The sequence below is a fragment of the Prosthecobacter fluviatilis genome, from assembly GCF_042655725.1.
Taxonomy (GTDB): domain Bacteria; phylum Verrucomicrobiota; class Verrucomicrobiia; order Verrucomicrobiales; family Verrucomicrobiaceae; genus Prosthecobacter; species Prosthecobacter fluviatilis.
The window spans coordinates 1-22008 of record NZ_JBHSMQ010000015.1 but is presented as its reverse complement, the minus strand read 5'-3'; the positions used below and the strand labels follow the sequence as shown (position 1 = coordinate 22008).

The 22008-nt window shown below is 61.2% G+C and carries 18 protein-coding genes; 6 read left to right on the top strand and 12 right to left on the bottom strand.

Features of this window, described 5'->3' with window-relative positions:
• Positions 1-45: 45 nt before the first annotated feature.
• The 4 genes from ACFQDI_RS24295 to ACFQDI_RS24280 all read left to right on the top strand — a co-directional run bounded on the left by ACFQDI_RS24295 (position 46) and on the right by ACFQDI_RS24280 (position 2936).
• Complete coding sequence (locus tag ACFQDI_RS24295) at positions 46-189, top strand: twin-arginine translocation signal domain-containing protein (protein ID WP_377171932.1); 144 nt, start codon at positions 46-48, stop codon at positions 187-189.
• 39 nt (positions 190-228) lie between these two features.
• Positions 229-1002, top strand: coding sequence for a DUF3500 domain-containing protein (locus ACFQDI_RS24290; protein ID WP_377171930.1), 774 nt, complete (start codon positions 229-231; stop codon positions 1000-1002).
• Positions 1003-1047: 45 nt separating this feature from the next.
• Entirely contained in the window at positions 1048-1827 is a 780-nt protein-coding gene (locus tag ACFQDI_RS24285; protein WP_377171928.1) for an SDR family NAD(P)-dependent oxidoreductase, read from the top strand.
• A gap of 200 nt (positions 1828-2027) precedes the next feature.
• Complete coding sequence (locus ACFQDI_RS24280) at positions 2028-2936, top strand: dihydrodipicolinate synthase family protein (RefSeq protein ID WP_377171926.1); 909 nt, start codon at positions 2028-2030, stop codon at positions 2934-2936.
• 27 nt (positions 2937-2963) lie between these two features.
• Here ACFQDI_RS24280 and ACFQDI_RS24275 read toward each other — a convergent pair whose 3' ends face one another.
• Positions 2964-4451, bottom strand: coding sequence for a PKD domain-containing protein (locus ACFQDI_RS24275; RefSeq protein WP_377171924.1), 1488 nt, complete (start codon positions 4449-4451; stop codon positions 2964-2966).
• A gap of 341 nt (positions 4452-4792) precedes the next feature.
• On the opposite strand from ACFQDI_RS24275, the gene ACFQDI_RS24270 reads away from it, so the two are divergent.
• Positions 4793-5641 carry an amidohydrolase family protein gene (locus ACFQDI_RS24270; RefSeq protein ID WP_377171922.1) on the top strand — a complete coding sequence of 283 codons (849 nt, stop codon included), beginning with the start codon at positions 4793-4795 and terminating at the stop codon, positions 5639-5641.
• Positions 5642-5669: 28 nt separating this feature from the next.
• On the opposite strand, the gene ACFQDI_RS24265 is transcribed toward ACFQDI_RS24270, so the two are convergent.
• The 9 genes from ACFQDI_RS24265 to ACFQDI_RS24225 all read right to left on the bottom strand — a co-directional run bounded on the left by ACFQDI_RS24265 (position 5670) and on the right by ACFQDI_RS24225 (position 19530).
• Positions 5670-6824, bottom strand: a complete 1155-nt coding sequence (locus ACFQDI_RS24265; protein ID WP_377171920.1) for a cytochrome P450 — start codon at positions 6822-6824, stop codon at positions 5670-5672.
• Positions 6825-6921: 97 nt separating this feature from the next.
• Entirely contained in the window at positions 6922-8346 is a 1425-nt protein-coding gene (locus ACFQDI_RS24260) for a sulfatase family protein (protein WP_377171918.1), read from the bottom strand.
• An 88-nt stretch (positions 8347-8434) separates the two neighbouring features.
• Positions 8435-11767 carry a 3-keto-alpha-glucoside-1,2-lyase-like domain-containing protein gene (locus ACFQDI_RS24255; RefSeq protein WP_377171916.1) on the bottom strand — a complete coding sequence of 1111 codons (3333 nt, stop codon included), beginning with the start codon at positions 11765-11767 and terminating at the stop codon, positions 8435-8437.
• A 130-nt stretch (positions 11768-11897) separates the two neighbouring features.
• On the bottom strand, positions 11898-16067 hold the full coding sequence (locus tag ACFQDI_RS24250) for a PVC-type heme-binding CxxCH protein (RefSeq protein ID WP_377171914.1): 4170 nt from the start codon (positions 16065-16067) through the stop codon (positions 11898-11900).
• A gap of 234 nt (positions 16068-16301) precedes the next feature.
• Positions 16302-16688 carry a hypothetical protein gene (locus ACFQDI_RS24245; protein WP_377171912.1) on the bottom strand — a complete coding sequence of 129 codons (387 nt, stop codon included), beginning with the start codon at positions 16686-16688 and terminating at the stop codon, positions 16302-16304.
• 111 nt (positions 16689-16799) lie between these two features.
• Entirely contained in the window at positions 16800-17207 is a 408-nt protein-coding gene (locus ACFQDI_RS24240; RefSeq protein WP_377171910.1) for a type II toxin-antitoxin system death-on-curing family toxin, read from the bottom strand.
• Positions 17204-17434 carry an AbrB/MazE/SpoVT family DNA-binding domain-containing protein gene (locus ACFQDI_RS24235; RefSeq protein WP_377171908.1) on the bottom strand — a complete coding sequence of 77 codons (231 nt, stop codon included), beginning with the start codon at positions 17432-17434 and terminating at the stop codon, positions 17204-17206. The genes ACFQDI_RS24240 and ACFQDI_RS24235 overlap by 4 nt, the downstream gene beginning before the upstream one ends.
• 40 nt (positions 17435-17474) lie before the next feature.
• Positions 17475-19001 carry a LamG-like jellyroll fold domain-containing protein gene (locus tag ACFQDI_RS24230; RefSeq protein ID WP_377171906.1) on the bottom strand — a complete coding sequence of 509 codons (1527 nt, stop codon included), beginning with the start codon at positions 18999-19001 and terminating at the stop codon, positions 17475-17477.
• Positions 18994-19530 (bottom strand): RNA polymerase sigma factor, encoded by a 537-nt coding sequence (locus ACFQDI_RS24225; protein WP_377171904.1) that lies wholly within the window; start codon positions 19528-19530, stop codon positions 18994-18996. The genes ACFQDI_RS24230 and ACFQDI_RS24225 overlap by 8 nt, the downstream gene beginning before the upstream one ends.
• A gap of 246 nt (positions 19531-19776) precedes the next feature.
• Here ACFQDI_RS24225 and ACFQDI_RS24220 point away from each other — a divergent pair, with 246 nt between their 5' ends.
• Positions 19777-20601, top strand: coding sequence for a hypothetical protein (locus tag ACFQDI_RS24220; protein ID WP_377171902.1), 825 nt, complete (start codon positions 19777-19779; stop codon positions 20599-20601).
• 8 nt (positions 20602-20609) lie between these two features.
• Here ACFQDI_RS24220 and dhaL read toward each other — a convergent pair whose 3' ends face one another.
• Together dhaL and ACFQDI_RS24210 are read right to left on the bottom strand one after the other, a co-directional pair.
• Positions 20610-21236 carry a dihydroxyacetone kinase subunit DhaL gene (dhaL, locus tag ACFQDI_RS24215; protein WP_377171900.1) on the bottom strand — a complete coding sequence of 209 codons (627 nt, stop codon included), beginning with the start codon at positions 21234-21236 and terminating at the stop codon, positions 20610-20612.
• 95 nt (positions 21237-21331) lie between these two features.
• On the bottom strand, positions 21332-22008 hold a 677-nt coding region (locus ACFQDI_RS24210; RefSeq protein ID WP_377171898.1), incomplete at its 5' end, for a beta/alpha barrel domain-containing protein.

Genomic DNA, 22008 nt, shown 5'->3' with positions numbered 1-22008 from the left:
CGTTTGGTACAAACCAGCCATGAACACGATCCCCGCCCTGCGGCCATGAACCGCCGCGATTTCCTCTCCCGCAGTGCCCAGGCCGCCACTGCAGGCCTGCCCGGCCCCGCCTTTGGTGCCATCTCCCCAGCCACCTCCGAAACCCTCGTGCAGCAGCTCTACGGCAGCATGGGCGAGACCCAGCGCTAGACCCTCTGCTTTGCCTGGAGCGATACCCGCCGCCTCAAGGTGGATAACAAATGGCACACCACCCCGCAGAAGATCCGCGACGTCCTCAAACCCGACCAGAAGGACCTCGTGCGCCAGATTTTCGACAAGCTTCACTGCGACGAATACAAATCCGAGGTCTGGCGTCAGTTTGACCAGTACAACAAAGGAGACGGCGGCTTTGGCAGCGCCTCCATCGCCATCTTTGGCCAGCCCGGAACCAACCAGTTCGAGTTCGTCCTCACCGGCCGCCACTGCACCCGCCGCTGCAATGGAGACAGCGAAAAAGGCGCGGCCTTTGGCGGCCCCATCTTCTACGGCTACGCCGCCCAGGGCTTCAATGAAAAGCCCACTCACCCTGGTAACGCCTACTGGTTCCAGGCCCAGCGTGCCAACGAAGTCTTTCAAGCCCTCGACGGCAAGCAGCGCGAGACCACCCTCCTGGGCGAATCCCGCGACGAAGACGGCAGCGACACCGTCAAGCTCACCGGCAAGACCCAGGGCCTCGAAGGCATCTCCGTCGCCGACCTCAGAGCCGACCAGAAAGACCTCGTCAAAACAGTCCTCGCCGATCTGCTGAAACCCTTCCGCCAGTCCGAACGCGAAGAGTCCATGAAGTACATCGAGGCCGGCGGCTTCGACAGCCTGCACACGGCCTTCTTCAAAAACCAGGACGTTGGCAAACACGGCGTCTGGGACGTCTGGCAGATCGAAGGCCCCAACATGGTCTGGTTCTTCCGCGGCGACCCGCATGTGCACTGCTGGGCGCATATCCGGGAGCCGAAGGCAGCGTGATAAGGCGAGCCTGAAAGACTTCGCCCGTTGAGGCGATCTCTTCCCATGCCTGTTTTTGATCGCTTCAAACTCACCGGCCGCCGTGCCCTCATCACCGGCGGCTCTCGCGGCCTTGGTCTGGAAATGGCGCGTGCGCTGGGGGAGGCCGGTGCCCAGGTCATCATCTCCGGCTCCAACGAAGAGCACCTGCTAAAAGCCTGCGAAGAACTGCACAGTGCCAATGTCCACGTCACCTCCATCCAGGCCGATCTCTCCAAGCCCGAGGAAGCCGAGCGCCTCTGCGACACGGTGCTGCGCGATCACGCCCCCATCGACATCCTCATCAACAACGTCGGCGGCCGCCGCATCAACACCCCCACCGAAGATCTCCCCCTCGAAGACTGGCAGCGCATCCTCGACCTCAATCTCACTCAGGCCTTCATCCTCACCAAGCGCATCGGCGGAGCGATGATCCCGCGCAAATGGGGCCGCATCATCAACATCGCCTCCATCAATGCCCTCTGGCCCGGCAAGGCCATGCGCGGCCGCAGCTACGAGACCTCCAAGGGTGCACTCATCATGTTCACCAAAGCTGTGGCCGCCGACTGGGCCGCGCACGGCATCACCGTTAACGCCATCGCCCCCGGCCCCTTCATGACCGATGCCAACAAACGCTGGATCGGCGAGCGCCCCGAGTTCGAAGGCGAAGTCGCCACCAGCATCCCCATGGGCCGCTGGGGCCGCCCCGATGAGATCGGACCGCTGGCCCTCTACCTTGCCAGCGAAGCCAGCAGCTTCATGACCGGCAGCGTCCTCATCCTCGATGGCGGCAAGCTGCTATGGTGAAACTTCAGCCCTCTTTCTGATTCGCGTCAATTTGCGGTCATTCCTCAAAGCATTCGCGTTTAAATTCAACCCTCCGGCTCATACTTCAAAAATCAAGAATCGATGGCTCTTCAATCGTCAATCCTCCGTCTCCAAGACACCAAGGGCACGCACGATTGACGATTGATGAAATCAGAAGTTCCCCTCCCCCTCCCCAGCCCATGCCTCCCCCCCCCCCACTCCACGGCGTCCTTCCCGTCTTCCAGACCCCATGGCATGCCGATGAAACGCTCGACCTCGAAACACTCGAGCGCGAAATTTCCTGGCTCTACGACTGCGGCTCCCACGGCATCGTCATGGCCATGGTCTCCGAAACCCTGCGGCTCGACAGCGAGGAGCGCGAAGCACTTGCCGCTGCCGCATGCAAATTTGGCAAAGCACGCGGCGCCGTCATCATCAGCGTGGGCGCGGAATCCTCCAAGACCGCCGAACGCTATGCAAAGCACGCCGAGAGCGTCGGAGCAGATGCCGTCATGGCCATCCCGCCCGTCTCCATCGGCATCGGCGAGAGCGAGCTGCTGGCCTATTACACCCGCATCATCCACGCCATCCAGATTCCGGTCATCGTGCAGGACGCCAGCGGCTACGTCGGCAAGCCCATGCCCATCGCCATGCAGGCGCGGCTGCTCGCTGAGTTCGGCCCCGAGCGCGTGCAGTACAAACCCGAAGCCTCCCCCATCGGCCCCAAGCTCTCCGAACTCCGCGATGCCACCCAAGGTCGCGCCCGCGTCTTCGAAGGCACCGGCGGCATCGCGCTGGTGGACTCCTTCAAGCGCGGCGTCGTCGGCACCATGCCAGGCGCGGACCTCATCCGCGGCCTCGTCCCGCTGTGGAATGCGCTCACATCCGGCGACACCGAAAAAGCCGACCGCATCCACGGCCCCCTCTCCGCCCTCATCTCCATGCAGACCAGCCTCGATGGCTTCCTCGCCGTCGAAAAGCACCTCCTCGTCCGCCAGGGCATCTTCAAAAACACCCTCGTGCGCGGCCCCGTCGGCTTCAAACTCGACGACGAAACCAAACGCGAGGTGGATCGCCAGTTTGATCGCATGATCGCAGCAGCAGCATGATCGATGTGAAGCGCTGGCATGCGCCGCTTACTTCCCGATCCTCACCCACAGATGCCCCAGCGCCTTCTCCCCGCGTGCGTTGGCGTGTTGCACGCTCACGATGTAGTCACCGGGCATGGAAAAGGTGTGGGTGGTGGTCGCGTAGCCGTCTTTGGCCAGGGCTTTGGCGTTGCCGTCGGACTTCACATTCACAGGTGGGGATCCGTCGCCAAAGTCCCAGGTCTCTCCGCCAGCATCGCGGAAGGTGCGGACCTTGAAGGTGATCTCCTGGCCGGGCTTGAGGTTCATCGTGGGGGAAAAGCTCGGATGGATCGCGGGCGGGATGTTCACGAGGTCGTTTCCGATCACCTGCACGATGGCAAAGTCGTAGCTCGTATTCCCGGCATCGTCGGTAATTTTGAGGATCTCGCTGGTGCTGCCAGGTTGCGTGTAGGTGCGCTCAAAAGTGGCCGCGTTCTTCTTCGTGCCATCCGCCAGCGTCCACTCATAGCTGGCGATCTTGCCTGAGGCGGCCCAGGACTTGGACGCATCCAGCGTGATGCTCTCGCCTACACGGATGAAATGATGCGGCCGCGCCACGGCAATCACCTGCGGCTTCTGCTCGCGCACGTAGCTCTCCCACGCAAAGGCGTAGGCCTCCTGCGTCCCCCATTTGCCCGAGGGCTGGCGGCTTTTGATGCCGAAGTGCAGGTGCGACCACCCGCCGCTGGCGCCTTCCTTGCCCAGCAGGCCCATGCGCTGCCCCATCTTCACCCGCGTGCCGGGCTGGATGGCGTCATCGATGCTGTGGAAGTGGCTGTAACGGTAATACCAGCCTCTGGCATCGAGCACATAGACCACATCGTAACGCGGACGCACGGGCGTGAGGGAGTAGCCGTCGAGCGTCTTGTCCCGAGCACTGACCACGAGTCCATCTGTGGCGGCCACGACTTCCACAAGCCCTTCGCAGCCACCGAAGTCGAGGTCGTTGTGATAATAAATCTTCTTCCGGTCCGGCTTGTCGCCGCCGTCCACATAGGTGGGCTCATTGGCAAACTGCGTGCTGGTGGCAAACCAGCGCTGCTTGAGCGGATACACAAACGTCCCGGGCTCGATCCACGACGCGCCTGCGGGCCAGAGGCGCAGACGTGCGTCTTTCTCCAGCCCCCAGGAATCCTCGCCGCTGTTGGCATTGTAGCCGCGCGTGATCGGGCAGTCGATCTGCACACCGCCCACAGGCTTGGGCAGATGGTAGTTCGCGCTCATGATCCAAGCCTCCACTCCATTCACCACCACCTTCACGCGGGCCTCGCGCACAGCCTTGGCCATTGTGTCTGTCTTCTCCTGCAGGTCCAGCAGCTTCACTTTGGCCACGCTGCCGTCCGCGAGTTTCACCTCAGCGGCTTCACCGATGCGGAGATCCACGGCGCGCAATGTCGACTGCGCTGTGGACTCAGGCGGCGCGGCGCGCAGCGGAAACGGGAGCTGGCAGAGGGCGGCCGCCAGCAGGACGAGTGTGGGCAGGACTGTGTTCATCTGAAAATGGCTATGCTGGCGCTGGTGAAGGCATGACTGCACATGCCTATACGGAGGCTTTGATGTCGAGCCGCAGGAGGTGTGGGAAAGGTGGGAGGTCCGTTCATGGGCGCGGACAGAAAACGCTCCCCACAGCGCCGCCTTTTTCCCTCCGCGTGCTTTCTATCGGTATTTTTGTCACCAGCCCCCTTCGCATGCCTGTGCCGGAGCGGCCAGGCCAAACGTCTCTGTTCTCCTCAACTTCTTCTGGCGCCGGCGGACGCGCCATGACCGCCGCAGCAGTCGCCGCATGCCAGTTCCTGCCCCTTCACGGCGTACTTATGCCGACGACTCTCCCGCCCATGATCATCGACGTCCACTCCCACGCCTGGAATTTCCCCTCCGACTTCTCAGAAGACTTCATCCAGCAGGCTGGCCGCGCACGTCCCGGCGTGAAGGTGGACATCAGCGCCACGTACGAGGCCTATCGCGCCAGCGCCCCGGAGAACACCCGCACCATCGTCTTCGGCGGCAAAGCAAAGCTCAGCGGCCTCTGGGTCGATGACAAGACCGTGGCAGACTACGTCGCGCGCGATCCTGCACGTCTCATCGGCTTTCTGGCCCTCGATCCCACTCAGGAAAACTGGGAGCGCGAGATGCGCTTCGGCCATGAGGAGCTCGGCCTGCGCGGCATCAAGCTCATGCCCATGTATGCCGGCTTCAGCCCGGACGATCCTCAGCTGGACCCATTGTGGCAGTACGCCGAAAAGCACGCCCTGCCCGTGCTCCTCCACACCGGCACTACCTTCATCGCCCAGGCCCCGCTGGCCTTCACCCTCCCGCGCCTCATCGAGCCCGTGGCTTTGAAACATCCTGAGCTGAAGATCATCCTCGCGCATCTCGGCCATCCCTATGAGGGCGAATGCCTCGTCACCATCCGCAAGCACGCCAATGTCTTCGCCGACGTCAGCGCACTCCATTACCGCCCCTGGCAGCTCTACAATTCGCTCATGCTCGCCCAGGAGTACGGCGTCTGGCACAAGCTCCTCTTCGGCACCGACTTCCCCTTCACCACCGTGAACGCCTCCATCGACGGCATCCGCAAGCTCAACGACATGCTCGAAGGCACCAAGCTCCCGCGTCTGGACGTGAACCAGATCGAAGCCATGATCCACCGCGACAGCCTGAAGCTGCTGGGCCTGGAACACTGACAAGTGCGGCTTCAGCCAAAAGCCACGATCAGCATGGCGAACCCAAGGCTTCCAGCTTCACCACCAGCGAATCATAGCCAAGCGTGCGGTCAAACTTGGCCTCATGCTCCACACGCTCTTCGGCTTTGAGAATGGTGATGCGCTTCACGCGTTCGCAGCACAGTCTCAGCAGCGTGCGAAGGATAAGCCGCGCATGCGGTGCGCCCAGACAGAGATGCGTGCCGAAGCCAAAGCTGAGGTGCGGGTTGGGTTTGCGGTCCAGGCGCACCTCCTCGGGCTGCGGGAAGGCATTGGCATCAAAGTTGGCAGAGGCCCATGCGAGCGAAATGCGCTCGCCGGCTTTCACCGTGACACCATTCACATCAGTGTCCGCCGGACACACACGGCCGATGTGCGTGAGCGGCATGAAGACTCTGAAAAACTCCTCGCTCGCCAACGTGATGCGCTTCGGATCTTCGCGCAGAAACTCCAGCGCCTCCGGATGCTCCGCCAGATAACCCAGCGCACAGGAGATGGTGTGAATGATCGTGTCACGCCCGCCGGCAAAGGCCAGATTGGCAAAGCCCATCATCTCCTCACGGGTGAGTTTGCGCCCGCGATACTCCGCCTGTGTGAGGGCACTGAAAAAGTCTTCTCCTGGATTCGCCTCTGCACGGTCAAACTGCGCGTGCAGGTAATCCTCCAGCACGTTGCCCTTTTTAAACTCGCCGCCCGTGACCTTGAACACATGAATGCCCCAGCCGATCCAGGTTTCACCTTCCGAGGCGGGCACGTTGAGCAGATGCGTCAGCGCGCGTGACTGAATGGGCAGTGCGAATTCGTTGACGATCTCGATGGAGTCGCGGCCCAGCGCCTGCGTGAGCATGCCCTCCATCAGCGCCTCCACCTGCGCGATCATCGCCGGGTCTTTGGCGCGCTGGAAAAAAGGCTCCACGATGGCGCGGTAGTCGGTGTGCTCCGGCGGATTGGTTTCGATGGGGAGCTGGCGCATGGTGCGCACTTCCTCCTCTGAGGGAATCGGCACGCGGAAAGGCGCGTCCGAGCTGAAGGTCTGCCAGTCCTTGGCCGCCTTGCGCACATCCTCGTGGCGCAGGATCATGGTGATGTCTTCGCCATGGAAGGGGCACTTCATCACGCCGGCGGTGCTGCGGGCTTCGCTAAAGGGATCGGAAAAGACGGGCATAGGAGGAGTTCTATCAAACGCTGAACGCGGGCTGCTTTCAGTGCAACCTTTGCTCTTTGTAGGATGATGCCTGCGGCCTGTGCAAAGGCCGTTCCGCTCACTTCTTTTTCGCCTTGCCAGCCTTTGCCGCAGGCTTCTGAGGCGCGGTGGGGTCTTCGTGCGGGGAGCCGTGCCACTGCGGCGCGATGTTTTTGGCGTTCCACTCCTCCCAGGTCTTGGAAAGTTTGGCCACAAGCTCGGGCTTGGAGGTGGCAAGGTTGTGCTCTTCGCCAATGTCAGTGCTCAAATCATAGAGCTGCCAGCCGGACTCGGTTTTGGCCTCCATGTCGCGCACATCCACGAGTTTCCAGTTTCCCTGGCGAATTGCTTTCTGCGGACCGAAACGCCAGGCGAGGGTGTCGTGTGGTGCGGTGGTGACTTCGCCTTTGAGATACGACAGCAGGTTCACACCTTCGACTCCGTCAGGTTGTTTGGCTCCGGTCACAGCGCAGGCCGTGGGCAGGATGTCCATGGTGCTCACGGGCTGGTCATAGGTCTTGCCTGCGGGCAGCTTGCCGGCCCAGCTCACAAAGAACGGCACTCGGATGCCGCCTTCAAGCGTCTGGCCCTTGTCACCCCGCAACGGTGTGTTGACACCCGTGTTGTAGGCCAAGAAGGGCTTTCTGCCTGAGCCGCCGTTGTCGCTGAAGAAAAACACCAGCGTGTTCGGATGCTTCGCCTTCAACTCGGCGGTGATGCGGCCAATGTCATCATCCAGCGCCACTAGCAGCGAAAGATAACCACGCCGGTTAGGGTCCGTAACATCTGCAGGAATCCGATCCTTGACCCTGTCCGCGATCTCCAGCGGCGTGTGCACGGCGTTGTAGGCCAGGTAGAGAAACCACGGCTTGGGCGCATGGCGCTTCATGAAACCGAGCGCTTCGTCGGTGAAGAGATCCGTCGTGTAGCCGTCCAGGTGCTGCAGCTCGCGGCCACGGTAGATCATGTTGTGCGAATGCGCGGAGCCAAACTCCGGGTCCGCATCCTTGTGCAGCAGGAAATTGTGTCCGCCCACGAGGAAGCCGAAAAACTCATCAAAGCCGCGCGACTGCGGATGATGTGCCGCATCAAAACCCTGATGCCATTTGCCAATGAGTGCTGTGGCGTAGCCCTCATCATGCAGCACATTGGCGATCGTGCGCTGGTCCAGTGGCAGCCCCAGCTTTGCCTCGTCTCCCACATGCGGATTAAACTCATGCCCAAACCGCGTCTGCGATTTCCCCGTGAGGAACCCGGCTCGCGAAGGGCTGCAATACGGCGCTGTCACATAGCCGTTCGTGCAGCGCACCCCGCTGGCCGCCAGCGCATCAATGTTCGGCGTCGGCACCACCTTTCCTCCGTGCACGCCAATGTCAGCATAACCAAGATCATCCGCGACGATGACGAGGATGTTGGGCTTTTCCGCAGCGGAAACCATGGAAGGCAAAGCTGCGGCCAGGATCAAGCCACGGAAGGCGTGAAGAATCGTGGAATGGAGTTTCATGGGGCGTTGATAACGAAGCACAGAGGTTGATCTCCCAGCAAAAGCAGGGAGCTCTCAAAAGCCGTCGAGGAAAGGATATTGGCTCAGCTTACTTCCCAAACATCGCATTGCCCTTGTCCCCGCCGCTCAGCACGTAGGCCACGAGGTCGAGGATCTCGTCCTTCTTGAGCATGGCGAGCAGCATGGGTGGCATGGGGGAGACGGTGCTGAGCTCGATGCTCTTCACTTCCTTGCGGTCCACGTTCACGCGCTGGTTGGGGTCAGTGAGGTCGGTGTTGAGAGTCACCCCATCGCCGCTCAGGTTCACCACCACACCGCTCATCACGCTGCCGTCGTTCTTGGTGACGATGATGGGGGCGAACTGCTCGTTGATGACCTTGCTGGGGTTGATGATGTTGTCGAGCAGGTCGTGCGGGCTGTAGCGGCCGCCAGCGCCAGTGAGATCAGGACCGGTCATGCCGCCGGCATTGCCAAAGCGGTGGCAGGTGTAGCAGGCGGCGGCGGTGAACATCTTGCGGCCGTTGTCAAAGCTGCGGCCTTTCATGCCGGTCTTGGCGGCGGCGCTGAGTTCATCCAGCGTCCACATCGTGGGCGTGCGGCCCACGAACATGGCACCGACGTTTTCGATGGCGGATTTGCGCTCGGGCTTCTTCGCGATCAGCTCGGCCAGCTGCGCGTTTTCCTCGGGCGTAAAGGTGGTGAGGCTGTCGTTGCGGATGAACTCGATGAATTTGTCAAAGCTGGCACCGCCTTTGTAGTTCGCCGCTTTCAGGAACCACTCCAGCTGCTGCGTGCGCAGCTCCTTGGTCCAGCCGGTCTTCAGAAAGCGCAGGCTGCGTGCATATTCCATCTGTGGCTCCTGGCTCTCTGCTGCAGCAATGAGGGCCATGCCCTTCGCCGCAGCCTTTGGATCCTGCAAATAGCCCAGTGTTTCTGTGAGCAGCCAGTTGAGCTCAAAATTGTCCGCCGGATACGCAGGATCGAGCTTGGCGATGATCGCAGCCACGATGGCATCGTCCGGATTGCCAAAGCGATGCAGCACGATCTCAGTGAGGCGCACGTAGGCCATGCGCTGCTCATTGTTCAGCTTGGTAAAGTCACGCTTCAGCAGCGCAGCCAAGATCTTGTCACGCATCGCCGTGTTCACCACATGGTCCGGAGCGCGGTGCGTGGGGCACACGCCCGTGACACGAGCGAGCGCCAGCAGGGCTTCAAGTTGTGCAGTGGCATTCTTTTCATTCAGCGCCTTGGCTTCCCATTCAGAAAGCGGATTGTGCTCCAGCACCGTGCGGGCGGCGGCGCGGATGTAGCGGTCCTTGTCACTGAGGTGTGGCCAGGCAAAGGCCACAGCCTTCGCGTCTGCCTTGCCGTGAAATGCCTCCAACTGATGGCGCAGGTTGGCACCTGCCGTGATCTGCGGTTCGTGTATCGCGGGTGCGGTCGACTCCTTGCCCGTGTATGTCACACGATACAGCCCGCTCTGCACACGACGGCCGCCGATCGTAAAATACATCGCGCCGTCTGGACCGATGATCGCATCACTCACCGGAAGCGGACCGCCGGTGACAAACTCTTCCTTCGTGGCGGTGTAAGTGGAACCGCTGGGCGTGAGATGCACGGCGTAAATTTTACCCCAGCTCCAGTCGAGCGCATAAAAGGCGTCCTGGTATTTGGCAGGGAACTTCGCGCCGTAGCCAAAGCTGCAGCCGGTGGGCGAGCCCGGACCGATGTTCAGCGTGGCGGGCAGGTTGTCATAGTAAAACTCGGGATACTTGCCAGCACCGTTGCGCCAGCCGTACTCGCCGCCGCTGACCACGTGGTTGATGCGTGTGGGGCGGTACCAGGAGGTGTTGAAGTCATACTCCATGTCTGCGTCGTACACGAAGAGCTCGCCCTCGCGGTTCACACCGCCGTCGTAGATGTTGCGGAAGCCTGATGCAAAGATCTCGAACTGCTTTCCATCCGGTGAGAAGCGGTAAACGATGCCGCCAGGAGCCATCACATGGCGGTTGTGGCCACGGCCGTCCGGCATGCGGGGCAGCAGATGGTCATCGCCCCAAAACTTTGCCACAGGAGAGGTGTCCAGCGTGCCCGCCTTCGGTCCTTCCTTGAGCACGGCATTGTTGCCGCTGATGAGATAGAGCCCCTTGCCGTCCGGCGTCTTCAAGATGGCGTGCACACCGTGGTCGCTGCCGGCGTCAAATTCGCGCAGCATCTCCAGTTTGTCGGGCATGTCGTCATTGTTGCTGTCAGTGATGCGGTACACGCCGCTGGGGATCTTCTTTTCGTAATCGTTCACGCCGATGTAGAGGGCACCAAAGGCGAAGAGCATGCCGTTCACGCCACGGATCTCTGCCGCCACCTTCTGCACATCCGCAGCCTTCAAAGGCTGGCCTGCAGCAGGCGGGCTGAAGCGGTAGAGGCAGCCATACTGGTCACTGGCGTAGATGCGGCCTTTGTCATCCGTGCAAAGGTTCACCCAGGATCCCTGCTCGCCACCAGGCACGGAGTAGAGCAGCTCCACTTTGAAATCAGGCAGCGTCTTGATGTTCGTCACCGGTGTGGCCACATTCGCACCGATGGCTGGCCCCACCGCCTCTGCGCGCTTCGGCTTCCCCTTGGCGGCAGCGTTCTTGCCTTTGCCATCACCCTTGGCCGGTGCAGCTGCCTTGCCTTTGCCCTTCGCGGGTGCCTTGGCCTCGATGATCTGCGCATCGCTGGGGATGGCCGACTTCTCAAACGAGATCACGCCGCCATCCGGCAGTTCCTTGAGCATCACATCCTTGATCTGCACCTTCATCGCAGGCCCGCGATGGATCTGAAAAGCGACCAAGCCTTCCAGCGCACGCTTGGATTCCTCAAAGTCCAGCAGGTCGATCGTCACCTTGCCGTCGATCTTGTGGATCAAATGATTGCCCTGAGCGATGATGGTGTATTCGTGCCATTCGGCGATGTCCACCTTCACCGGCTCGTGCTCGGAGGCCAGCCAGCGCTTGCCCTCGGGGTCGATCACCACGCCCTGGCCGTTCTGCACGATGATGCCGCGTCCGCGTTCCTCATACACCATCGCGTTGTTCGGATGAGCCGGGTGAATGTCACACTGATAACCACCGATGGACCACTTGCCGTTCTCCGGCAGCTCCTTACTGCGGTACTGGATGCCCGTGTTGTTGCCGCTTTCCTTGATCTTCGCATGCAGCTCAAAGTTCTTCACCTTCCCGCCGCGCCAGATGAGGAACTGGTTGTACGCCAGCTGCTCCGGCCCGGTGGTCTTGCCCGTGATGCAGCCGTCCTCCACGCTCCACAGCTCGGGATTGCCGTCCCAGCCGGTGAGGTCCTTGCCGTTGAAAAGCGGTTTAAAGCCGTCCTGCGCGGAGGCGAAGGAGGTGAACAGGAGGGATAGAAAAAGGAGACGGTTCATGGTTGGGCGCGTGGATAAACGCACCCGTTTATCCAAAACTACCGGCAAAGGATGTGTCGGATTCGGCAAAACAACAACGCCGGGGCTGTTAGGCACCCGGCGTTGCAGCAAGAATCGTCTGTTTGCGCGTCTACTTCATCGGGTGCAGCTTCAAAAGCTCGTCCGTCGTGAAGAGCATCATGCGGCCGGGGTTGGCGTCGCGGATGGCTTTGACTTCGGCTGCTGTGACTGGGTCGGCTTTGTTGCCGAAGTGGTTGCGCACGAAGGTGAGGACGCTGGCGATTTCCTCGTCCTTGAGCATGCCGCCGAAGGGAGTCATGGGCACCTGGCCGTTGTATTCCTTGCCGCCGACCTTGATGGGACCCATCAGGCCGTACATGACGATCTTGATGAGGCGGTCACGGTCCGTGGTGACCCAGGGGCTGTTCACGATGCTGGGGAAGGCGGGATCAAGACCGGCGCCGTTCGGCTGATGGCAGGTGACGCAGTGGCCTTCGCGGTTGTAGATCTCCTGGCCCAGCTTGAACTGCTTTTTGGCGGCGTCGCTCAGGTAGGCAGGGGCGGGCACCGCGGGGTGCTCGGGCTTCACGGTTTCCGCCACGCCAGCGAGGCGGTCGGCGGCGGTTTTGATGGCGGCCTTGTTCCAGTCGTCCTGCGGCAGCTTGGCGGCGATGGCGACGATGTTCTTGGCGGCGGGAATGTTTGGCAGCCACGAGGCGGCGACGACGGCTTCGAGGCGCACGCGGCCATGTTCATCGGCGGCAGCTTTTTCGAGCAGGGCGACGTGATCGGCGATGCGGTGGGTGTTGTAGCGCAGCACGCGGACGGCGGCGGCACGGGCGTGGAAGTCGGAGGAGGCGAGCATTTCGCGCAGGAGGCCTTCATCGGCTTCGTTCAGGCCCCAGGTGACCCAGAGGGCTTCGAGCTTGGCGTGGGTGTCCTTCTGGTCTGCGGCCCAGGTCTTGATGGCGGGGAGGACTTCCTTGGGATCGCGAGCGCGCAGTTCGCGGCGGGCGCGGTAGCGGGTGCGGAGTTCGGGTTCCTTGAGGTCTTCGAACAGGGTGGCGAGCGGAGCACCGGCGACAGGCACGGGCTTCACAAGAGGGCGGCCGGGGTAGGTGATGCGATAGATGCGGCCGTGGACGTGATCGCGCAGGGGATCGCGGGCGTTGTGCTGCATGTGGCCGATGAGGACGTTGTGCCAGTCGATGACGTAGAGGGAGCCATCGGGTGCGAATTCGAGATCGACGGGGCGGAAGTTGCCATCCGTGCTGACGAGGAGGTCCTGGCGGTGAGCGGTTTTCCAGCCGGCGCCGTTGTCTTCAATCTTGACCTGCTTGATGCCGAGGAAGCCGATGGCGTTGCAATAGATGAGGTCGCCCTGCACTTCGTCGGGGAAGTTGCGGGAGGAGACGATCTCAAGGCCGCTGGTGGGGCGCACTTTGTGGCCGTCCGGCACGAGGTCGGCGGTGGAAGGGGTCTTGCTGCCAAAGGTGGGCTTCACCTCCACGGGCAGGGCCCAGTTCATGGTGGTGCCGGAGGTGTGCAGCAGGAAGTCCTGGCCCCACTGGTCAAACACGAAGCCCCAGGGATTGGGGATGCTCATCTGGATGGTGCGCTCCAGCAGGCCGCGCTGCGGGCTGTAGCGGAAGAAGCCGCCGTCCACGCAGCGCACCGGCCCGTAGGGCGTCTCGACATTGGAGTGGAGGAAGACACCCTCGCACAGCATGAAGGCACCGCTGGGGTCCGCCGTGAAGGCGCTGATGGCGTGATGCGTGTCGTGCGTGTCAAAGCCGCCGAGCACGATCTCCATGCTGTCGGCCTTGTCGTCGCCGTTGGTGTCGCGCAGCAGCACGAGGTTCGGCTCCTGGGTCACATACACGCCTTCTGTGGTGAACTCAAAACCGATGGGCAGGTGCAGCTTGTCGGCAAAGACGGTTTCCTTGTCGGCCTTGCCGTCACCATTGGTGTCCTCATAGATGAGGATCTTGTCGTCCGGCATGGCATCGCCGGGGCGGTAGTGCGGGTAGGTGGGCATGGTGGCCACCCAGAGACGGCCCTTGTTGTCGAAGGACATCTGCATCGGGTTCGCCAGATTGGGGAACTCCTTTTCGGAGGCAAACAGCTCCACCTTGTAGCCTTCCGGCACCGTGAGGGACTTCAGGGCTTCTTCGCCATAGAGGTACTTCTCGCTGCCGTTCTTCACGCTCGGCACGTAGTTGGTAGGCACAGGTGGCAGCGTGTGGGTCTTGCTGTCGTCCACCTTCAGCTCGCTGGTTTTGCCGGTGGCCACAGCGTGGATCAGGTTGTCGCGCAGCGCGGTCATTTCGCGGCTCTTCTGCACTTCATCGGGGTAGTTCTGCGGGCCGTAGGGGTTGTAGCGGCGGCCATGCGCGTGCACGCCGTTGAGGATGTTGTAGTCCGTGTTCCAGAACCAGTCCTTCTCCTTCACCGCCTCACGTACCAGCCTGGGGTCGGCCTTGGATTCGTAACTGGCGTGGCCGTAGAGGCCGGTGGCCAGCAGCTTGCCGATTTCTGCATAACCTTTCTCGGTGGGGATGAAGCCGCCGGTGGTGAAAAACTCGCCGCCCTTGGCCTCGATCTCCTTCGTGGGGGTGAAGAGGTCGATGTAGGTCAGGCCGTGTTTCTTGGCCACTTTCTCGATGGCCCCCGCATAGAGCAGCAGGTTGGCGTTTTCCGTGTCGCCCTTCGGCAGATCACGCTTGGCGCTCTGGTTTTCGTAGGCGATGGGGCTCACCAGCACCACGCGCGGCGCGGCTTTGCCATTGTAGGCCTTGCTCAGGGTGTGCACCACCCAGGCGTCCAGCTCAGCCTCAAAGTTGCCCACCTTGGAGGGGCCGTCGAAGGACTCATTGTAGCCAAAGAAGGCCACGATGGTGTCCGCCTTCAGATGCGTGAGCCACTGGTCCGGCGTGGAGAAAAAGCCCTGGCCGTTGTGGATGGTCTTGTCCGGGTGAAACTTCTCCGCGCCAGGGAAGGCCCACTGAGAGGCGCGCGAGGGATGCGGTCGGAAGCCGGGGGTGTCTCCCACATGGCCCATGTTGCGGAAGAACAGTTCGCGGTCCGGGTAGCGGAGCTGGAGCTCGGTCTCGATCTGGCTGTACCACGTGTCGCGCTCGGCGAGGCCGTTGCCGATGAGCACGATGTGCTCACCCTTGCTCGGGGGTGCCACGGCCTGGGGGCGGGCGGAGGTGGCGGCGGCAGGTTCAGTGGTGGGCTGATGCGGGGCCTTCACTTCCTCCGGCTTCTTGGCAGCGTTCTTTTTGTCATCGGGCGTGCCCATCGTGGGGCTGCTGCCCGTGGCAAAGTCGCCGGGCTTGAGGTTGCGCTGCTTGAAGTAAGAGGAGTCCTTGATGAAGCCGTAGGCGGTGGGTTTGAAGGGGTCGATGAAAGCGACGTCCGCCTTGGCGGGCACCGGCAGCTTCAGCAGAGAGTGCACCGCATTCACGATGAGACGGCGCAGATTTTCGTCCGTGTAGTCCAGCGAGGCACCCATCGTGGTGCAGAAGGAGCGGCCCTTGGCCTTGCCGTCCGGGGAGGTGTAGTCGTGCAGCCAGGCGATGGGCTGCATGGGGTCGTTCTTCGGGCCTGCGACCGCCTTGGACTTGGGGTCCAGCGACTCCGTCACCGCGCCACGCAGCAGGATGGTGTCGCTCTCTGGCTTCACATCCGGTGCGCCATACACATCGGTGGTGCAGAAGATTTCGCCCACGCCGCTCAGGATTTCATTCTTGCCGTTGGCCTCCACCACCACGCTGCGGGTGCCCTCCTTTTTGTGCTGCCCATGGTGGCTCACCCATTTCTCGCCGAGGATCTTCAGGCCAAACTCGCTCCACTTGAAGTCACCGGTCTTGGCACTGCCGGTAAAGGCATGCGTGGCCGTGCGGAAGCCGATCACCGGCTTGCCGGCATTCAGGAATTTGGCGAAGTGCTCCAGACTCGCGTCCGGAAGCTGGCGGAAACGCGTGCCGATGATGAGCAGATCCGCGTCGTCCAGCACCTCGGTGCCGCGGATGTTCTTCTGGTTGTTGGGGTCGATGTAGCCGCCCTTTTCATCCGTGGAGAAAAGCACGATGCAGTTGAAGCCGTGCGTCTTGGCCAGGATTTTGGCCAGCATGGGCATGCTCTCCTCGGTGTGGTACTCCTCGTCACCGGCCACCAGGACGATCTTTTTGCCTTTGCCGGCGCCGACCGGATTTGCCGCGACTTCGAGATATTCCTGCGCGTGCGCGGACAGGGCCGAGCCGAGGAGTGCGAGGGTGAGTAGGAGCTGCTTCATGGGTTGGGGAAAAAAAACGGGCGGGAGAGCTAGTACCGCACAGGGCGGAGAAACCGGACAATAAAAAATTGGCATTCCACGGAATGGCCCGGTCCGGGGCGGGGAAGGGGGGGATGATCAGCAGGAGTTCCTGCCAGACGCGCAGAGCCGCCAGGATCAAACAATCCTGGCGGCTCAAATGCTGGCATTACGACACACGAATGTTTCGGGTGTCACTCTCATGAAAGAGGTATCTCAGTTGGGGCCATAGCTGCGGCGCCAGCCTTCCTGGAAGGCATTGCCGTAGTCTTCCGTACCGGCACCGACGACCTTGCCATCCGCTCCGAAACGCACCACATGCTCCTCCACCTTCGCCCAGGTGCCATACACCGGCACGTGGCGCTTCCACCCCTGCTGAGCCCAGCGCCAGAGTTCGCCGCTGGCGCTAGTTTTCTTTTCATCGGGCTCCCCCCAGGCAGCGATGACCTGCGCCTTGGTCATTCCAGGCTTGATGGTGCCATCGCCGGATGAAGATCCCGAGGGAGCAGAACGGCTGCCATCACTGCCAGCAGGAGCCACACACTGGCTGAGGCTGAAGGTGAGAGCAGCGAGGGAGAGAAGAGATAAGAATTTGGATGTCATGACGTGCCGTTTTTATCCAGTGCTGCTGCGTTCGTCAAGTATGAGTGCAGGGCTGCTTTGCCTCGTAATGACAGTGCGTCCCGCTTCCAGATCTGCACTAAAAAGCAGCCCTTATCCCGTTGCCCAGGCCAGCAGTTCCCGCATTTTTTGAGTCACCTCCTCTCGCCTCAGGATGCCAGAGGCAGCTTCGCGGGTGAGGTTTTCCCAGGCGTTCGCATCGAGCTCTTCGGTTTTGAGAAAGCCGTTCTCGCTCAAAAACACCAGGCAGACGGCCAGGGCAAACCGCTGGCCACCCTCCACAAAGGCGTCGTTGCGCCCAAGATAGAACAGATAGGCTGCTGCGATTTCGACAGGGTCCTGGTTCGACGACGGCCCCGACTGCAAGGCCAGGGGAGCCGCCAGGGCAGATTCCAGCAGCGCTCTGGACTGCAGGCCGGGACTGCCACCCTGCGCCGCAAGGATTTCGGCATGGATCGCGAGAGCCGTTTCCAGCGTCGGATGCAGAATGGCGGGGCTCATGAGAGGCGGCGGAAAAGCTCGCTGTTTTTCTGGATCAGCCGTTTGATGCTCTCGGCGGCTTTCTCGGCCTCGATGACCTGAGGGTTCATGGGAGTGATGGTGATGGTGCCACCGGCGTGCACCTCCACATTCACCTCATCCCCAACCTTCAGCCGGGCCAGCTGGAGGAGGGCCGTGTCGAAGATGAGCCCCTGAGAGTTGCCGATCTTGCTGATGGTTTTGACCATGGGTAAAACTATGTTTTACACCAGCATTGTCAATAACCCTCTACCTGGCCAAGCCCGCGATCTCCTCGTCACTCAGCGCGCGGTCCCAGAATGCAAACTCGTCCATCGCGCCGCTGAGGAGGCGGATGGCCACGCCGCCGGAGCTGCGGCGGTCGTTCCAGTTGCCGAGTTCGGCGATTCCGATCTTGAGCGGTGTGGTGTCCTTGAGCCCAGAGCGGGTCAGCAGCTCGCCATTCACATAGTGACGCACCTCCTTGGTGGCGGGATCATACACCACGGCGAGGTGCGTCCAGCGGCCAAAGCGCTCGGGGGTGAAGAGCACCGGTGTATCGTGGTCCACATGCGCCGCGCCACCGCCACCGGCGATGCCGAGGCGCACCCTGCCGTCGCGCATGATCTGCCAGTGGGTTTTGCGGTCGCCCCAGCCTTCGGACATGAAGAGGGAGTTGAAGGTGCGGTCCAGGCCGTTCACGCGCACCCAGACGGCCAGGGTCAGCGCCTTGGTCTCGCCGGGAATGTTCAGCCGCACGCGGTCGCTCACGTTGCGGAATTCCAGGGCACGCTTGCCCGGCCAGCGGCCGGTGGTCCAGGAAGCGCCGACGATGCTGCCATCGGCAATCTGCGCGCCGTTCGCAGCGTGGTTGCGCAGGGAGCGCGAGCCTTCATCCTCCTGAAAATCAAAGCGCAGGCGCAGGCTGGCATCGGCGTTCAGCTTAGAGCTGGAGGCCAGCCACTTCTCAAACTGGAATCGCTGGGACATGGCGCTGCGGGCGTCGATCTCATTCAGCGAGGCAAATCCGGAAGCATTGGCCGGGAGCACGGCCGTCGCACCTGCGATGGCCATGGCCTGGCCCTCCTTCAGCGACTTCATGGTCGCGCTGGGCCGATGCAGTTCCACCTCGCCTTTGAACACATGCACCTCGGCCGTCTGCGCGCCCACATCCAGGCCAAACTCGGTGCCGAGATCGACGATGGTGCCCTTGGGCGTGTTGATGCGGAAGCCCTTGGCCTGCGGCGGCACCTGGGCGCTGAGCTTGCCACGGGTGCAGGTGGCTTCGCCGGAGGAGACGAGCTGCAGCTCGGCAGGGCCTTCGATCAGGACGCGGGCCCCTTGATAAAACTCGATCTGGGCGATGCCGGACTTGAGCTTCAACCAGCCCGGGGACAACGGCGTGCCGGGTGCGATGGCGGCGGATTCCCACTCCAGATTGACCCCGCGAGTCAGCACGGCCACGGAGGCGGTGGTTTCCTCCTCGTTCTCGGGCTGCGGACTCAGCGTTTGATGGATCAACCACGCACCCAGCAGGGCGATGCAGGCCGCCATGGCCGCCACGCTGGTCACGGTGGCAAAGGTGAAGCGACGGCGGGGCAGCAGTGCAGGACGGGTGCTCATGCTCTCCACCACCAGCGGTTTGGTGGCGCGCAGCATGGCGTCCATTTCAAAGTGCTGCAGCAGGCGCTCTCCCAGTTCCGGGTGCGCTTGCAGCAGCGCATGCAGTTCCTCGGCCTCGCCGCTGGTGAGGGTGCCTTCAAGATAGCGTTGGACGAGGGTGTCGGTGTCAGGCATGCGCTTGCCCTCCCTGGCTGGCAGTGGTGCGCTCGATGCATTCGCGCAGTTTTTCACGCACGCGGGAAAGCGCGCGGCAGACGGTGTCCGCTTTCATGTTGATCTGATCGGCGATCTGCGGCGTGCCGATGTCGTTGTAGTAGTAGAGTTCCACCAGCTCGCGGCTTTTTTCCGGCAGCTTTTGCAGGCAGGCGCGCAGCACGCTGATCTCTTCCTCATAGCGCGGCGGGGCCTCGCGCTCCTCCGCCAGCAGGCGGATGTGGTCAGCCAGTTTTTGCACCACCTCGGGCTGCTGCCGGGTGCGCTCCCGCCACTGCCGCAGCGCGATGTGCCGCGTCATCGTGGCCAGCAGCGGGCGGGCATCCGTGCTCAGATCCCACTGGGACTCCTTGGCCATGAACTCCAAAAACACCTGCTGCGCGATGTCCTCCATCAGCCCCGGCCACGGTGCATACTTCAGCGCCACCCCTCTCACAAAGTCGTGATGGGCCAGGAAAACCTGCGCGGCCTGGGTTTCGTGAGTGTTCATGCGTGTGGCATTATCTCACACCAGCGGAAGAAACCGGACAGGTTTTTGTGGGATGCAAGCAAGATTGCATGTTATTAAATCATATTACCTAAGATTATACCCAAATTATATTCAAAATATTTTACTTGTTTTTTGCAGAATATGAATCGATGCCTGATTCTGCCATGTGCTTATTACTAATCTGCGCGACCGCAATTCGTTCAGAGTTTCATGTGAAAAAATAAATCCCCTCAACCTGAGTGTATCATGATCGTTGAATCTCTACTTGCGGTGGTAGGCACAATCACTGCCGCTTTCGTGTGGGAAAACTTGATTAGAGATCGCGTGAAAGTTAGTCGGATAAAAAGTGCTAACGATAAGGAGGTGGCAGGATTGATCGACCTTTACACAACGCTTTTTACAGATGATGGAACTAATTATAGCTGCGAGGAGTTACTAGAGTTTACCAACCCAAATCCTAACGACCGTCATCTGGATGTAGAAAATATCGTCTTAACTGCTTCGCATCACAACGACGTTGTGGGTTTTCTGATGTGTCATTTTTATCGCCACCGCAGGAAGGCTATTGTGAGCTATTTTGGAATCAATAAAGAAGTTCGTGAAGCTCGTCGAAAAGCTGCCGATTTAATGCTATCTTACCTTAAGAAGGTGCTGCTAGATGCTGAACATCACTGTGATTTTCTATTCTTTGACATGCAAGGTGTGGAAGGTGCACTTCCGCAAAATGAAATTACCGAGAGACGAGCGCGGCCTGTTAAATTTCGACAGAGTGCAAAAGCGCTTGGAATGAAAGCCGTTATTTTTGATTTTCCTTATCGGTGTCCACGAATTTCTCTTTCGCCAGAAGCCAAGGAATATTCCTTTACCTTGATGTGTGTTCCGCTGCGAACAGCACTTCCAAAGTATGTGTCTCGCGAACTGCTTTTGTCATTTCTACGATTTATTTATGAGGATTGTTATGGTGATGTTTACCCAATTTCTGACCCTCGTTTTATCGAACATCACAAGTATCTCAAAGCGAAACTGAAAGAGTATGAGTCCACCTTGCCAGAACAAATTCTAACTCGGTAAATTACAAGTCAACCCACTACAAAATCCCGCATCGTGTTCAGCATGACCACGACGGAGCAGGCACCTGCATCCGGGAATCCGAGGCACGCCTCACCCAGCGTCTTGGCGCGGCCAAACTGGGCGATCATGTTCTTGCTGGCTTCCTTGCCGCCTTCGGCAGCGGCGGCGACAGCGGTCAGGGCTTCGGTGAGAGGGAGAGCGGTGGACTCGCGCGCTTTCTCAGCGGCGGGGGCCAGGGCATCGATCATAGTCTTGTCGCCGGGCTTGGCGCCACCGCGTTTCATCACGCCTTCGAGGGCGGCGGAGAGCAAGAGGGAGAGGCCTTCGGCGTCGAAGGCCGGACGGCCTGCGAGGGCCTTGCCACCGGCGCGATAGACGGTGCCGAAGATGGCACCGGAAGCTCCGCCCATGCTGGTCATCATGGCGGTGCCGGTGGTGACGAAAACCTGCTCCACGCTGGCGGGGTCCATGGGCTCAAGCTGGGCTTTCACCGCCTCCATGCCGCGCTTCATGCCGAGGCCGTGGTCGCCATCGCCGAGGTCGCGGTCGGCCTGGGAGAGCATGGGTTCGGCGGCGATGATGGCGTCGGCCACCTGCAGCATCATGAGGCGGGCTTGATTGGCGTTGAGTGACATGGTCGGAAGGAAAGGCTGGAGTGGTTGGAGCAGTGCGTGGAAGAAGGGGGATCAAGATGATCCCCCCCCTGTGAATGTGCTGGGTCTGCTGAAGCTTACTTCTTGCGCAGCTCCTTTTTCTTGAGGTCGTTGTAGAGTTCGAAGGCCTTGTTGGCGTTCAGACCGCCGTGCACCACGCCGTGCACGGCCTGCATCATGGAGACGGGGGCGTCGCTCTGGAAGATGTTGCGCCCCATGTCCACGCCGCTCGCGCCCTGCTTGATGGCGTTGGCGCACATCTTCAGCGCGTCGAGCTCTGGCAGCTTCTTGCCACCGGCGATCACGATCGGCACCGGGCAGCAGCTCGTCACGGTGTCGAACTCCTTCTCGGTGTAGTAGCACTTCACGATGTTGGCTCCCAGCTCCGCCATGATGCGGGTGGCCAGGCGGAAGTACTGCGGCGTGCGGGCCATGGCACGACCCACGGCGGTCACGCCCATGACGGCGATGCCGTAGCGGCTGGCGGCATCCACCAGGTCGGTGAGGTTCTTGAGGGACTGGCGCTCATACGCGCTGCCGATGAAGACCTGCACAGCGAGCACGGAGGCATTGAGGCGGATGGCTTCCTCAATGTTGAGAGCGGTGCTCTCATTGGAAAGGGGCTCGAAGCCGGGGCGGCCAAACTTGATCTTCTTGCCGTCGAGCTCGCCTTCCCACTCTTCCATGGGGCTGATCATCGAGGTGCCGCCGGAGGCGCGCAGGGCGATGGCCTTGGTGGTGGAGGCGGGGATGA